Origin of the sequence: Bradyrhizobium sp. CCGUVB1N3 (genome assembly GCF_024199925.1) — a bacterium.
In the GTDB taxonomy this organism is placed as follows: domain Bacteria; phylum Pseudomonadota; class Alphaproteobacteria; order Rhizobiales; family Xanthobacteraceae; genus Bradyrhizobium.
In genome coordinates this window covers 2,674,319-2,688,627 of record NZ_JANADR010000001.1, presented here as the reverse complement: position 1 = coordinate 2,688,627, position 14,309 = coordinate 2,674,319, and the positions used below count along the sequence as shown (strand labels likewise).

At 63.8% G+C, this 14,309-nt stretch carries 12 protein-coding genes and 1 pseudogene; 7 read left to right on the top strand and 6 right to left on the bottom strand.

Annotation, left to right across the window (positions count from 1 at the left end):
* The first annotated feature begins 7 nt into the window (after positions 1–7).
* Both NLM33_RS12715 and NLM33_RS12710 read left to right on the top strand, forming a co-directional pair.
* Positions 8–994 (top strand): phosphotransferase family protein, encoded by a 987-nt coding sequence (locus tag NLM33_RS12715; RefSeq protein ID WP_254096382.1) that lies wholly within the window; start codon positions 8–10, stop codon positions 992–994.
* A gap of 2 nt (positions 995–996) precedes the next feature.
* Positions 997–1,374, top strand: coding sequence for a DUF6285 domain-containing protein (locus NLM33_RS12710; RefSeq protein ID WP_254096381.1), 378 nt, complete (start codon positions 997–999; stop codon positions 1,372–1,374).
* A 150-nt stretch (positions 1,375–1,524) separates the two neighbouring features.
* On the opposite strand, the gene NLM33_RS12705 is transcribed toward NLM33_RS12710, so the two are convergent.
* On the bottom strand, positions 1,525–2,304 hold the full coding sequence (locus NLM33_RS12705; protein ID WP_254096380.1) for an enoyl-CoA hydratase-related protein: 780 nt from the start codon (positions 2,302–2,304) through the stop codon (positions 1,525–1,527).
* A 215-nt stretch (positions 2,305–2,519) separates the two neighbouring features.
* Between NLM33_RS12705 and NLM33_RS12700 the strand changes: the two genes are divergently transcribed.
* The gene (locus NLM33_RS12700) at positions 2,520–3,794 is read left to right on the top strand and encodes an acyl-CoA dehydrogenase (protein WP_254096379.1); all 1,275 of its coding nucleotides are present in this window, start codon (positions 2,520–2,522) and stop codon (positions 3,792–3,794) included.
* Positions 3,795–3,864: 70 nt separating this feature from the next.
* Here NLM33_RS12700 and NLM33_RS12695 read toward each other — a convergent pair whose 3' ends face one another.
* Positions 3,865–4,737, bottom strand: a complete 873-nt coding sequence (locus tag NLM33_RS12695; RefSeq protein WP_254096378.1) for an SDR family oxidoreductase — start codon at positions 4,735–4,737, stop codon at positions 3,865–3,867.
* A 104-nt stretch (positions 4,738–4,841) separates the two neighbouring features.
* Between NLM33_RS12695 and NLM33_RS12690 the strand changes: the two genes are divergently transcribed.
* The 3 genes and pseudogenes from NLM33_RS12690 to NLM33_RS12680 all read left to right on the top strand — a co-directional run bounded on the left by NLM33_RS12690 (position 4,842) and on the right by NLM33_RS12680 (position 7,598).
* The gene (locus NLM33_RS12690; protein ID WP_254096377.1) at positions 4,842–5,651 is read left to right on the top strand and encodes a crotonase/enoyl-CoA hydratase family protein; all 810 of its coding nucleotides are present in this window, start codon (positions 4,842–4,844) and stop codon (positions 5,649–5,651) included.
* A gap of 307 nt (positions 5,652–5,958) precedes the next feature.
* The gene (locus NLM33_RS12685) at positions 5,959–7,056 is read left to right on the top strand and encodes a rhomboid family intramembrane serine protease (protein ID WP_254096376.1); all 1,098 of its coding nucleotides are present in this window, start codon (positions 5,959–5,961) and stop codon (positions 7,054–7,056) included.
* A 137-nt stretch (positions 7,057–7,193) separates the two neighbouring features.
* A pseudogene (locus NLM33_RS12680) lies at positions 7,194–7,598 on the top strand (YccF domain-containing protein).
* A 9-nt stretch (positions 7,599–7,607) separates the two neighbouring features.
* Here the strand turns inward: NLM33_RS12680 and NLM33_RS12675 are convergent.
* A protein-coding gene (locus tag NLM33_RS12675) for an IS5 family transposase (protein WP_371929940.1) occupies positions 7,608–8,368 on the bottom strand; the annotation gives its coding sequence in 2 pieces (ribosomal slippage) (positions 7,608–8,027 and positions 8,030–8,368; 759 coding nt in all).
* A gap of 375 nt (positions 8,369–8,743) precedes the next feature.
* Between NLM33_RS12675 and ppc the strand changes: the two genes are divergently transcribed.
* Positions 8,744–11,542 (top strand): phosphoenolpyruvate carboxylase, encoded by a 2,799-nt coding sequence (gene ppc, locus NLM33_RS12670; RefSeq protein ID WP_254096374.1) that lies wholly within the window; start codon positions 8,744–8,746, stop codon positions 11,540–11,542.
* Positions 11,543–11,630: 88 nt separating this feature from the next.
* On the opposite strand, the gene NLM33_RS12665 is transcribed toward ppc, so the two are convergent.
* The 3 genes from NLM33_RS12665 to NLM33_RS12655 form a co-directional block, all read right to left on the bottom strand.
* Complete coding sequence (locus NLM33_RS12665) at positions 11,631–12,545, bottom strand: SDR family oxidoreductase (RefSeq protein ID WP_254096373.1); 915 nt, start codon at positions 12,543–12,545, stop codon at positions 11,631–11,633.
* 72 nt (positions 12,546–12,617) lie between these two features.
* Positions 12,618–13,757 (bottom strand): thiolase, encoded by a 1,140-nt coding sequence (locus NLM33_RS12660; protein WP_254096372.1) that lies wholly within the window; start codon positions 13,755–13,757, stop codon positions 12,618–12,620.
* Between the two features lie 3 nt (positions 13,758–13,760).
* Positions 13,761–14,174, bottom strand: a complete 414-nt coding sequence (locus NLM33_RS12655; protein ID WP_254096371.1) for a Zn-ribbon domain-containing OB-fold protein — start codon at positions 14,172–14,174, stop codon at positions 13,761–13,763.
* Positions 14,175–14,309: the final 135 nt, after the last annotated feature.

Below are 14,309 nucleotides of genomic sequence, written 5' to 3'. Positions count from 1 at the left end.
GAGGCAAATGATCGAGGCGGAGCTTTCGCGCAGCGTCGCGCGCTGGTGCCCGGGCGCAACCGGCGCGACCGGTGCGGAAAAACTGTCGGGCGGCGCCAGCCAGGAAACCTGGCGCTTCGACATCGCGCATCCGGACGGCACGATCGGCGCGATCCTGCGCCGTGCGCCGAAGGGCTATGGCGCGGCGCCCTCGCGCGCGGCGGGCCTTGCGGCTGAAGCGAGGCTCATGCAACTCGCGTTCGAGGCGGGACTGCCGTCGCCGCGCGTGCTGCATGTCCTCGAGCCCGAGGATGATCTCGGCACCGGCTTCATCATGCAGCGCGTCGAGGGCGAAACCATTGCGCGCAAGATTCTTCGCGATGAGGCATTCGCTGCAGCGCGTCCCATGCTGGCGCGGCAGCTCGGTGGCGTGCTCGCCGGTTTGCACAAGCTTCCGCTCTCGCAACTGCCCGAGCTGCGGCGCATGACCGCGGCAAAGGAGATCGACGAGTTCGAGCGCGACTATCGCAGCCTCGACTGGCCCAAGCCCGTGTTCGCGCTGGCGCTGCGCTGGCTGCGCGACCACAATCCTGGTCCCTCTACTGAGGTCACGCTGGTGCATGGCGACTTCCGCAATGGCAATCTCATCATCGGTGCGGATGGCGTGCGCGCGGTGCTGGATTGGGAACTCGCCCATCTCGGCGATCCCATGGAGGATCTCGGCTGGATCTGCGTCAACTCCTGGCGCTTTGGCGAGATCGACAAGCCCGTCGGCGGTTTTGGCCCGCGCGAGGAATTGTTCGCGGGTTACGAGGCCGCGGGCCGCAAGGTCGATCCGGCGCGGGTGAAATTCTGGGAAGTGATGGGCACGCTGCGCTGGGGCATCATGTGCTGCGGCATGATGCAGCGGTTTCGCACCGGTCCCGATCATTCGATGGAGCGCGCCATGATCGGCCGCCGCGCCTCCGAAACCGAAATCGACCTGTTGCGCCTGCTGGCGCCGCGAGGGAGTTGACCATGCAGGACGAGCCCGCGCCCATCGAGCTGACCAAAGCGGTTGCCGATTTCCTCCGCAGCGACATCGCGCCGCTGATCTCCGGCCACCAGGCGTTCAAGCTGCGTGTGGCGATCAACGCCCTCGACCTCGTGACGCGGCAGTTGACGCTGCAGGAGGGGAGCGATGCGAGGGAGGCGGACCGGCTGCGCGCGCTGCTCGGCATCGACGGCTCGGTGGCCGAGCTCAACCGCGCCCTCGCCGAGCGCATCGCGGAGGGCGAAGTGGATCTCGCAACGCCGGGTCTTGCCGAGCATCTCTGGCAGACCACGATGGACAAGCTCGCGGTGGATCAGCCGAATTACGCGTCGTACAGGCGGGAGCTGGAACGGAAATCGTAGGATGGGTGGAGCGAAGCGATACCCATCATGACGCACGGACGCTCCTGATGGGTTTCGCTGCGCTCTACCCATCCTACATCTCCCTCCACCGTCATTCCGGGGCGTCGCGTAGCGACGAGCCCGGAATGACGAGCGGAGAGAGCAGGCGACTTACCTCCCCAACCACTTCGGCGGCCGCTTCTCGGAAAACGCCTTCGGCCCCTCGATGTAGTCCTGCGAGGCCACCATCGCCTTCACGGCCGGGTACTCCCGCTGCTCCTCGATCGCCTGCTCAAGCGACACGGCGAGCCCCTTCTGGATGGTCTGCTTCGACGCGCGGATCGACATCGGCGAGTTCTTTGTGATCATCTCCGCCCAGCGCAGCGCGGCGGCGGGCGCCTCGCCCTGCGGCACGACCTCGTTGACGAACCCGAGCTCAAAACCTTCCTTGGCGCTGACGTGGCGCGCGGTGAGGATCATGCCCATGGCGCGCTTCAGCCCGATCTGCCGCGGCAGTCGGTGCAGGCCGCCGGCGAGCGCGGCAAGGCCGACGCGCGGCTCGGGCAGGGCGAAGGTTGCGTTTTCGGAGGCGATGATCAGGTCACAGGCGAGTGCGATCTCGAAACCGCCGCCCATCGCGACGCCGTTGACGGCGGCGATGATCGGCTTGTCGCAGTCGAAGCGCGAGGTCAGGCCGGCAAAGCCGCCCTTGTCCCAGCCGCGTTTTCCCCCGGCCGCTTGCCATTTCAGATCGTTTCCGGCGCAGAACGCCTTGTCGCCGGCGCCGGTGACGATCGCGATCCACTGTTCGGGATCGGCGGAGAAATCGTCAAACACCTTGTTGAGCTCGAAATGCGCGTCGGTGTGCAGCGCGTTGTAGACCTCGGGCCGCGACAGCGTGACGATCGTGACCGGTCCCTTGCGTTCCACTTTGGAAAATTTCAGCTCCATGGTCGCGCTCCCGCATTTTCTGTTGGAAGGAATTGATCCCCATAGTAACGCGCGTCCGGAGCTGGGCACCACCCAATTGCGCAAGCGCGCGTTGCGTTATCGGCGCTTCTCGGCTTGCTTGACTTGCTCGCGCTCTTCTCACCTTATTCGAAGCAATCAACAAAGTGCGTAGCGCCTTAACGCAAAACGACAAGACTGATCCGGGAGAGACTGCCGTGGATTTCTCATTGCCTGCCGATCTCGTCGCCTATCTCGGAGAGCTCGATGCCTTCATCGCTCGCGAGATCAAGCCGCTGGAGGAGGCCGACGACAACATCCGCTTCTTCGATCATCGCCGCGAATGGGCGCGCACCGATTTCGAGAATGGCGGCCTGCCGCGTCATGAATGGGAAGCGCTGCTGCGTAAGGCAAAGGACGCCGCGGATGCCGCCGGTCATTTGCGCTTTGCCGTGGCGAGGCAATATGGCGGCAAGGACGGCTCAAACCTCTGGATGGCCGTGATCCGCGAGCACTTCGCCTCAAAAGGTCTCGGCCTGCACAACGATCTTCAGAACGAGCATTCCATCGTCGGCAATTTCCCCGTCGTGACCATGCTGGACCGCTACGGCCGCGATGACCAGAAGGCGATGATCGACGGCTCGATCAAAGGCAAGTATCGCATCACGTTTGGCTTGACCGAGCCGCATCACGGCTCGGACGCGACCCACATGGAAACGCGCGCGGTGCCGGCGACCCGCGGCAACGTCAAGGGGTGGATCATCAACGGCGAGAAGATGTGGACGACCGGCATGCACGTCGCCACCCACTGCGCGCTGTTCGCGCGCACCTCAGGCAATGACGGCGATGCGCGCGGCATCACCTGCTTCCTGGTGCCGGCGAGCAGCCATGGGGTGAAGGTCGAGGAATACATGTGGACCTTCAACATGCCGACGGACCATCCGCGCGTCAGTTTTACGGACGTGTTCGTGCCGGAGGATGCGCTGTTCGGCGAGGTCGGCCGGGGCCTGTCGCTGGCGCAATGTTTTGTCCACCAGAACCGCATCCGGCAGGCCGCAAGCTCGCTTGGCGCCGCCGTCTACTGCATCAACGAGAGCGTGAAATATGCACGCGAGCGAAAGCCCTTCGGCAAGGCGCTCGCCGAGAATCAGGCGATCCAGTTCCCGCTGGTCGAGCTTGCGACCCAAGCCGAGATGCTGCGCCTGTTGATCCGCCAGACCGCCTGGGAGATGGACAAGCTCACCGAAGAGCAGGTCGAGCGAACGCTCTCCGACCGCGTCTCGATGTGCAACTACTGGGCAAACCGCCTGTGTTGCGAAGCCGCCGACCGTGCCATGCAGGTCCATGGCGGCATGGGCTATTCACGCCACAAGCCGTTTGAGCACATCTACCGCCACCACCGCCGCTACCGCATCACGGAGGGGAGCGAGGAAATCCAGATGCGGAAGGTGGCGGGATTCTTGTTCGGGTATATGGGCCCGGGGAAGCATTGAGGGCGTCTCATGCGCGATGACGCCCTCCGCGAGTCGTCCTGGCTTTCGCCAGGACGACTATGAGGGGCCTTCACCCTCTCGCCGCCCGGTCCTTCTCGTTCTGCGCCATGATGGACTCGCGCGCCTTGGTCCAGTCGTCGTCGGTCCAGTCGCGGAGCTGGTAGAAATTGCCACCCATGGCGAGCGCCTGCGCGCCGTCCATGGCGATGGTCTCGCCGTTGATCCAGTCGCAGCCGCCGGAGATCAGGAACACCGCGAGGTTCTGCAGTTCCTCCATGGAGCCGACGCGGCCCATCGGGTTCATCGCCTTGGTGCGCGCGCCGGCTTCGTCGCCGGGCTTGATGCGCTTGCTCATGCCTTCGGTCGGAATTTCGCCGGGCGCGATGGTGTTGAGGCGAATGCCGTGACGGCCCCATTCGGTCGCAAGCGACATCGTCATGGCGTGGATCGCGGACTTGCTCATCGCTGATGGAACGACGTAGGGCGAGCCGTTGCGTACCCAGGTCACGGTGATCGAGACGACATTGCCGGGTTGCCGCGCCGCAATCCAGCGCTTGCCGACTGCATGCGTCACGTAGAACGTGCCGTGCATGACGATGTTGGCGACCGCATCGAAGCCGCGCGGCGAGAGTTCTTCGGTACGCGAGATGAAATTGCCGGCCGCGTTGTTGATGAGATCGGTCAGCGCGCCCTCGCGAAAGATGTTCTCGATCATCTCGTCGACCGCAAGCGCGTTGCGGATGTCGACGCCGTGGCTGGTGACGCGGCCGCCGTAGAGGTCCATCAACTCGGTCGCCGTCTCGTCGCAGACGATCTTGCGCCGGCCGCAGATGTGCACCTCGGCGCCGAGCTGGAGAAAGCGCGACGCCATCGACTTGCCGAGACCGGTGCCGCCGCCGGTCACAAGGATGCGCCGGCCGGTCAGAAGATTTTCCTTGAACATGGCGTTTCCCCTCGATGGATTATGAGTTAATTGGTCAATTGACTAAATCCGGCCGTCGCCGTCCTGTAAAGCGGCACCGAGCAAGAACAGGGGAGAATTGATCCATGGAAGAGCGCGTCTCGATCTCGGTTTCCGAAGGCGTCGCCGATGTCCGTCTTGTACGGGCCGATAAGATGAACGCGCTGGATCAGGCGATGTTTCAGGCATTGGTGGACGCAACCGGCCGGCTTTCCAAGGAAAAAGGCGTGCGCGTCGTCGTGCTGTCGGGCGAGGGGCGGGCGTTCTGCGCCGGCCTCGACATGGGGCGTTTTGCCGCCATGAAGGAGAAGGGCGGCAACGGTATTCCGGGTGGCGAAAATCGCGATCTTACCGCGCGCACGCACGGCAAGGCGAACTTTGCGCAGCAGGCGGTATGGGGGTGGCGTCAACTCCCCGTGCCTGTGATCGCGGCCGTGCACGGCGTCGCCTTCGGCGGCGGCTTCCAGCTCGCGCTCGGCGCCGACATGCGCTTCGTCGCACCTGATACGCGGATGTCTATCATGGAGATCAAATGGGGTCTCGTGCCCGACATGGCGGGCACGCCGATCCTGGCAAGCCTCGTGCGCGACGACATTCTGCGCGAGCTCACCTACACGGGGCGTATCTTCTCGGCGCAGGAGGCGATGTCATACGGCCTCGCAACGCGTATCTGCGATGATCCGCGCACCGCGGCGCTGGAAGTCGCGCGCGAGATCGCCGGAAAGAGCCCGGATGCGATCCGCGCGGCAAAGCGCATGCTGAACAATCTCTCGGTCGATCCTGCTGCCGCGCTGCTTGCCGAATCCGTCGAGCAGCAAAAGCTGATCGGCAGTGCGAACCAGACCGAAGCCGTCCGCGCCAACATGGAAAAGCGCGCACCGAAATTTGCGGATTAGCGCTGTCCTCATCCCGAGGAGCCGCGGAAGGCGGCGTCTCGAGGGATGGGCCACGGGCTCTCATGGTTCGAGACGGCGCTGATGCGCCTCCTCACCATGAGGGGCAAGGCCGGCGCAAGATCGGCGACAACTTCAACAAACAAAGAAACAAGAGCTACCGGGGACGATGTGAGGCTGGCTCTGCGCGGCAATGCTCGAGGCGTTGCTGCGCGTCCATACATGAGACCGCGATCTTGCACGCAGGAGTAGCAATCATGCAGCGGCTCGGCTAGGTTGAGGTATTCACCTCATTCGTTTGCAATGATCCATGGCCATATACCGCACCAGCCCTGGCTTCTTCGAAGCCCCTCATGCAGCACTCTACGTCGTGATGACGGCGACGGTTCTGGCGTCCGGCCTCTGCCTCATTCAGTCGGGCGGTGGTTCGTCGGCGCCGGCCGAACTGCTGTTTCGCTACGGCGGGATGTATTCGGGCGCGTTGCCGCGGCATGAGTATTGGCGGCTGTTCGCCTATGGCTTCCTTCACGTCAATTTCGTTCACCTCACGACCAACATGCTGTGTCTTGTTCTGTGGGGCGGACATCTCGAGAAGCGGGTCGGGCCGGCCTATTTTCTGATCATCTATTTCTGCGCGATGGTGCTCGGTGCCATCATTGGCAACGCCATTCATGCGACCCCTTACCTGACGGTAGGCGCGTCCGGCGCCACGTCAGGCATCCTGGGGGCGCTGCTCTGCCTGTGGATTCTCGGCAAGCTCGACCTCAGGTTCGACTTCTTCGCCATCAATATCGGATTGAACGTTGCCTTCGCGATCAGCAACTCGCGCATCGATTGGGGTGTGCACCTCGGCGGCTTTGCGGCCGGCCTGATCGCCTGCGCGCTGCTCGACCTGGTCGAGAAGGCGAATGCCCATGCGCTTCGCTGCAAGTTTCCGGAAGCTGTGAAGGTCAACCTTACTCTGTTGGCCTGCGCAGCAGGCCTCTGGGTTTGGACAAGTCAGACGCAGGGCAGGCTGTTGGGGTTTTCGGGATGGGGTGCGACTATCATTTTTGCCGTTGCGTGTGGCGCTATCGTCAAGCTGGTTGATGTTGGGCTTTCCGTGAAGAAGGGGCTCGCGATCGTCGTCACTGCGCTTGCCGGCGCAAACGCGGTCGGTGTGTTGCTTGGCGGGTGGGCTGTCGCATCCTCGGCGTGCGTGGCGCGCTGGCAGAGCGGGCTCCTACCGCTCGACAACCTTCTCGGGGTATTCTGTTTGAGTCCGGTTATCGTGACCGGATTGACCTCCTTTGGCGCTGCCGCACTGATGCTTTGGATTTGCTCGACGGAGATCCACCGCGGAATCGAAGATGTGGGGTTTGTCGGCGCTTCGCTTCGCGCCGAACGCAGCCGGCGCCAAGGACTTTGATCCGTACAAGACGACTGGCTTGGGAAGGAAACCTCGAGTTGATGTCCGCAGCTGATCGGCGACAGATTTCCGAGCTGTCTTCGCAGCGACAGCTTTCGAGCTTATACAAGCGTTGATCATTGACGGCGGATTATCTCATGGCTCCGGTTTCGATCCTGCTGAACTTGCTCTGGATTCTCATCGGCGGCGCCTGGATGGCGTTCGGCTGGCTGGTGGCATCCGTCATCATGGCCATCACCATCGTCGGCCTGCCCTGGGCGCGGGCGGCGTTCAACATCGCCGTCTACACGCTCCTGCCGTTCGGCTAGAAGGCGGTGCGGCGTGACGAGGTCACCGGCGCCAGCGATATCGGCACTGGCCCGCTCGGGGTGCTCGGCAATATCGTTTGGTTCCTGCTTGCCGGCTGGTGGTTGGCGCTCGGCCACGTCGTTACCGCCGTCATCCTTGCGCTCACCATCATCGGCATTCCCTTCGCCTGGGCTCACCTGAAGCTCGCGGGCATCGCGCTCTGGCCGATCGGCAAGGTGATCGTGCCGGCCTAGGGTCCGGACTCAATTGAGCCAATAGGTGACTGCGGCGGCGATGAAGGCTGCACTGAGGTAATTCCTGGCGAGTTTGTCGTATCGGGTGGCGATGCGACGCCAGTCTTTGAGTCTGCACCACATACGTTCGACGCGGTTTCGCTGCTTGTAAGCGCGTTTGTCGTAAGGAATAGGGCTGCGCCTTGATGTGGTCGAGGGGATGACCGGTTCAGCTTTGCGGCCCTTGATCAGGTGGCGCAGGTGATCGGCGTCGTATCCGCGGTCGGCGATCAGGCGGCGGAAGGGACCGATAGCGCGGACCAGATCGGCGGCAACGGTGATGTCGTTGACATTGCCGGCGGTGAGCAAAAGCACCCGAGGCCGTCCTTTGGCGTCGGTCAGGCCGTGGAGCTTCGTCGTGCGCCCGCCGCGCGAGCGGCCGATACCTTGCGCGAAGTCCCCCCTTTTGCGCCAGCGGCGGAGCGGTGGGCTTTGACGTGGGTGCTGTCGATGGCGACGGTGCCGAAGATGCCGCTATGACCGGTCAGAGCCTTGAAGATGTCGTGCCAAATCCCCTGACGGCTCCAGCGATTATAGCGATTGTAGATCGTCGTGTAGGGACCATACCCCGCCGGGCAATCGCGCCAGCGACCGCCCGAACGCAGCATGTAGACGATCCCGCTGATCACCCGGCGATCGTCGACGCGACGCGCTCCACGCCGACCACGGGGCAACAACGGCTCGATCCGCCGCCATTCCGCATCGTTCAAAAGGTAGAGCGCCTTCGCCATCCCGGCCTCCAAATCATCTTCGGAGACCTTGAATCACAAACCGGGCTCAGCCGGAATCCTTATTGAGTACAGACCCTAGCGCAGCGCGAGCCGAATTCGAGGGGCATTAGGCTCAGTCCCGTAGCCGGGGTAAGCGAAAGCGACACCGGACCACAATATCTTGTGCTTCTTGTTTGATGCGTCGGGCAAGCCCTACTTTGCATGGGGTTGATTTCGAGGAAAAGGAAGTCGCTTGCGCCGTTCGGGCAATCATCTCTACGACTTTGCCCGTTTGGCCCCCAGTGTGCGCCGCCTCCAAGTTTATCTTGCACCGCGGCAGAAAACTTGCACACTCGCTGGGCCGGGAAGCCAAGGGGCTTCGAAGGGAAGCAAGCCATGTCCCTCCAGACCGTACCATCTGATGCAGCGATCGACCGTTCCAACCGAGCCGAGGAGGCCCAGGCGCTGGAGGCGGATGTACGGCTGCGGGACGACATCCGCCTGCTGGGACGTATTCTGGGCGACACGGTGCGCGACCAGGAGGGCGCCGACGTGTTCGATCTGGTCGAGCGCATCCGCCAGACCTCGATCCGGTTCCACCGCGACGAAGACCGGCTCGCCCGCCGCGAGCTCGAGCAGATCCTCGACGGCATGTCGATCCCCGATACTTTGCGGATCGTCCGCGCCTTCAGCTATTTCTCCCATCTCGCCAACATCGCCGAGGACCACAACAACATCCGCCAAATGCGGGCGCGTAGTGCCGCCAAGGGCGGCGGGGCGGGGGTGCTCGCAGAGACGCTGACGCGCGCGAAGAGCGAGGGCTTGAGCGGCGAGGAGTTGCGCCACTTCTTCAGGGAGGCCCTCGTCAGCCCGGTGCTGACGGCGCACCCGACCGAGGTCCGCCGCAAGAGCACCATGGACCGCGAGATGGAGGTCGCGGCGCTGCTCGACCGCCGCGAGCGCGTCGCACTGACGCCGGACGAGGCCGCCGCCAGCGATGAGCAGTTGCGGCGCGAGGTACTGACGCTGTGGCAGACCAATCTGTTGCGCCGGACCAAGCTCACCGTGCTCGACGAGGTCGGCAACGGCCTGTCGTTCTACGACTACACGTTCCTTCGCGAGGTTCCGCGCCTCGTCAACGCGCTGGAGGACCGGCTGGAGGAGGGCGGCGAGCGGGCGGCGGCCGAGCTCGCCTCGTTCCTGCGCATGGGAAGCTGGATCGGCGGCGACCGCGACGGCAATCCCTTCGTCACCGCCGACGTGATGCGCGGCACGCTGCGACTGCAATCGAGCCGGGTGATGCAGTTCTATCTCAACGAGCTTCACGTGCTCGGCTCGGAATTGTCGATCGCGGCGCATCTCGCCGACGTCTCCGAGGAGCTGCGCGCGCTCGCCGAGCGTTCGCCCGATACCTCGCCGCACCGGAGCGGCGAGCCCTATCGCCTCGCGGTCTCCGGCATCTATGCGCGGCTGACGGCGACGGCCGAAAAGCTCCAGGTCGAGATCACGCGCAGGCCGGTCGGCAAGGGCGCTCCTTACGAGAGCGTCAGGGAATTGCAGGCCGATCTCGACGTGCTGCATCGCTCGCTGATCTCGAACAACGCCCGTGTCATCGCGCGCGGCCGGCTGCGGCTGCTGCGTCGCGCGGTGGATTGCTTCGGCTTCCATCTGGCGCGGCTCGACATCCGCCAGAACTCGGCGGTGCACGAGCGCACCATCGCCGAGCTGATCGATGCGGCGAACCCGGGCATGTCCTATCTCGCGCTCGGCGAGGAGGCGCGCATTGCGCTGCTCACCAACGAATTGCGCAGCACGCGCTCGCTGGTCTCGCAATTCGTCAAGTACAGTGACGAGACGATGGGCGAGCTCAACGTCTTCCATGCCGCCGCGGAGGCGCATGCGAAGTTCGGCTCGGATGCCATTCCCCAATGCATCATCTCGATGTGCAAGGGCATGTCGGACATGCTCGAGGTGGCCGTGCTCTTGAAGGAGGTCGGTCTCGTCAATCCGTCGGGGCGCAGCGCCATCAACGTCGTGCCGCTGTTCGAGACCATCGAGGACTTGCAGGCCTCGGGCAGCATCATGGACCGCATGCTCTCGCTGCACGACTACCGCCGTCTCGTCGACAGCCGCGGCAGCGTGCAGGAGGTGATGCTGGGCTATTCCGACAGCAACAAGGATGGCGGCTTCGTCACCTCGGGCTGGGAACTCTACAAGGCCGAGATCAACCTCGTCGAGGTGTTCGAGCGCCACGGCGTGCGATTGCGCCTGTTCCACGGCCGCGGCGGCTCGGTCGGCCGCGGCGGCGGCCCGAGCTATGACGCCATCATCGCGCAACCGGGCGGCGCGGTGAACGGCCAGATCCGCATCACCGAGCAGGGCGAGATCATCTCGTCGAAATATTCCAACGCCGAAGTCGGCCGCAATAATCTGGAGATTCTTGCCGCCGCGACGCTGGAGGCGAGCCTGCTGCATCCGCGCCAGAGCGCGCCGCGCCGCGAATATCTGACCGCGATGGATGAATTGTCGAGCCTCACGTTCAAGGCCTATCGTGGCCTCGTCTACGAGACCGATGGGTTCGTCGACTATTTCTGGTCATCGACCGTGATCAACGAGATCGCCACGCTCAACATCGGCAGCCGTCCGGCCTCGCGCAAGAAGACCCGCGCGATCGAGGATCTGCGCGCGATCCCCTGGGTTTTCTCCTGGGCGCAGTGCCGCCTGATGCTGCCCGGCTGGTACGGCTTTGGCAGCGCGGTCGAGACCTGGATCGGCGAGCATCCCGACAAGGGCATGCCGTTCCTGAAAGAGCTCTACCGGGAATGGCCGTTCTTCCGCATGCTGCTCTCGAACATGGACATGGTGCTCGCAAAAAGCTCGATCGCGATTGCGTCGCGCTATGCGGAGCTCGTGCCGGACGAAGCCTTGCGCGAAAAGATTTTTGGCCGCATCCGCCGCGAATGGCATTCATGCATCGAGACGCTGCTCGATATCATGGGGCAGGACCGGCTGCTGCAGGGAAATCCGCTGCTCGAGCGCTCGGTACGCCATCGCTTCCCTTATCTCGATCCGCTCAACCACGTGCAGGTCGAGCTCTTGAAGGAGCACCGCGCACAGAACCCGGACGAGCAGGTGCTGCGCGGCATTCAGCTCACCATCAACGGCATCTCGGCGGGCTTGCGGAATACGGGGTAGCCTTAATGGTTCGTCATTCCGGGGCGCCCGAAGGGCGAACCCGGAATCTCGAGATTCCGGGTTCGGCCGGAATGACGACGATGCAGCGTCATACCGGATCCCACGTGAAAACATCGGCCGAGCGATCGAGCTTGTAGAACGATCCCTTGAGCGCCGGCATCGCGTGCTCGGCGATCGACTGCGGCGTCCAGCCATCGCTGCTCTGTACCGAGCGAAGCGGACGATTCTGACTGAACAGGAAGATCTCGTTCATGCGCACGCCGAAGATCTGCCCGGTGACGTCCTTGGCGGCATCGGAGAGCAGATAGGCGCAGACCGGGGCGATCTTCTCCGGTCCCATCTGCTTGATCTTCTCGACGCGCGCCTTCTCGGCATCGGTCTCGGTCGGGATCGTGCCGATCATGCGGGTCCAGGCGAAGGGCGAGACGCAGTTGGAACGGACGTTGAAGCGGTTCATGTCCAGCGCAATCGACTTCGAGAGGCCGACGATACCGAGCTTGGCGGCGGCGTAGTTGGCCTGGCCGAAATTGCCAATCAGGCCGGATGTCGAGGTGAAATGCACGAAGGAGCCGCTCTCCTGCTCGCGAAAAATCCGCGCCGCGGCGTGAGAGACGTAGAACGAGCCCATCAGGTGCACCTTGATGACTGCCTCGAAGGCTTCCACGCTCATCTTGTGGAAGATCATGTCGCGTAAGATGCCAGCATTGTTGACGACGCCGTCGAGCCGGCCGAAATGATCAGTCGCGGTCTTGACGATCTTGCTCGCCGGGATCGCTTCCGCCACGGACTCGAAGTTGGCGACCGCAGTGCCGCCGCGCTTCTTGATCTCCTCGACCACCTCCTCAGCGGGCGCAGCGTTCGAACCGGCGCCGTCGGCGGCCCCACCGGGGTCGTTGACGACGACCTTGGCACCTTCCGCGGCGCAGAGCAGCGCGATCTCGCGGCCGATGCCGCGGCCTGCGCCGGTGACGATGATGACCTTGTCTTGCAGTGATTTCGTCATGTGGGTTGTCTCCTGTGGTGTCCGTCATTCCCTGATGGTTCGCGTTGCGCGCGCGCCGGAATGGCGAATGAGTTACCTCTCGTTCGTAAACACGATCGTGCCGCTTGCCGCGAACATGCCGCCGACGCCGTGGCACACCGAAATCTTTGCATTGGGCACCTGCGCCGGCGCGATGCCGCGCATCTGGCGCACGCTCTCCTGGAGCGCGTACATGCCGTACATGCCCGAATGCAAGTAGGACAGGCCGCCGCCATTGGTGTTCAGCGGCAGCTTGCCGCCCGGCCGCGTGTTGCCGTCGGCAATGAAACTGCCGGTCTCCTCAGGGGGCATGAAGCCGAGGTCGCCGAGGCCGAACAGCGGCAGATGTGCGAACGCGTCATAGATCATGAGATGATTGACGTCCTTGTGCGCGATGCCGGCCTCCTTGAAGGCAAGGGGGCCCGCGACCTTGAAGGCACGCGAGGAATTAAAGGTCTCCATCTGGCTGACCATCGGGGTCTCGACGCTCTCGCCGGTGCCCATGATGTAGACGGGCTTGCGCGGAAAATCCCTGGCGCGGTCGGCCGAGGTCAGGATCAGCGCGCCGCCGCCATCGGTGACGAGGCAGCATTGCAGCAGCCGGAACGGATAGGCAATCATGCGCGAGTTGAGCACGTCGGCGACCGTGATCGGCTCCTTCATCATCGCACGCGGATTCTTCGCCGCCCATTCCCGCTGCACCACCGCTACCATCGCAAGCTGCTCGCGGGTGATGCCGTAGGTCTTCATGAAGCGCAGAACGGGGATCGGGAACATGCTGGGCGGCCCGAAGACGCCGTAGGGTGCCTCGAACTGGCCTTGCAGGCTGTCGGCGGGGATCGAGCGCGGCTGCTTGCCGATCATCGACTTGCCGCTTTCGGCATGGGTGATCAGCACGGTCTTGCACAGGCCGGCTTCGATGGCTGCGGCGGCATGGCGGACGTGCAGCATGAACGAGCACCCGCCAACCGAGGTACCGTCGACCCAGGTCGGCTTGATGCCGAGATAATGGCAGACCTGCTGCGGCGTCTCGACGGCGGTGGCGAAGCCGTCGATGTCGGACAGTTTCAGCCCGGCGTCCGCGATGGCATTGAGGGCTGCGTCCGCATGAAGCTGAAGCTGCGACATGGTGGGGATGACGCCGAGCTCGGTGGTCTCGGCCGCGCCCACGACGGCGACCTGGTTCCTGCGCATGGCCTATCCCTTCGCCGGACGGAACACGGGGAGGGTGATGACCTCGTCGAGCTTCTGGAAAGCGACCTCGAGCCTCATGTCGAGCTCGAGCGCTTCCGGCGTCTGCGGACAGTCGATGATGTTGCTCATCATCCGCGGTCCCTCCGCAAGCTCGACCACCGCGATCGCGTAAGGCGGCGTGAAGCCAGGCGCGGCAGGGCGGTGATTGATCACGTAGCTGTAGAGAAAACCCTTGCCGCTCGCCTTGAAGATGCTGACCTTGCGGCAAGCGCAGGACGGGCAGAACGGACGCGGCGGGAAATAGACATGCGCGCAGGCATCGCAGCGTTGCAGGCGGAGCTCGCCAGCTTTCGCGCCGTCCCAGAAATGCTGCGTCTCCGGCGTCGGCTTCGGTCGCGCGCGCTGTGGTTCGGCCATTGCGGCAAGTCCTCCCAAAGTACAGGCTTGGAGCCTGCCCGTTTCGATCTTGATGCGACAATTGACTATTGGCCGTCAACGGTCCAGCGATGTGCGCGCATGGTAAGTATACCGTCGCGCGCACGATGCTTGTGT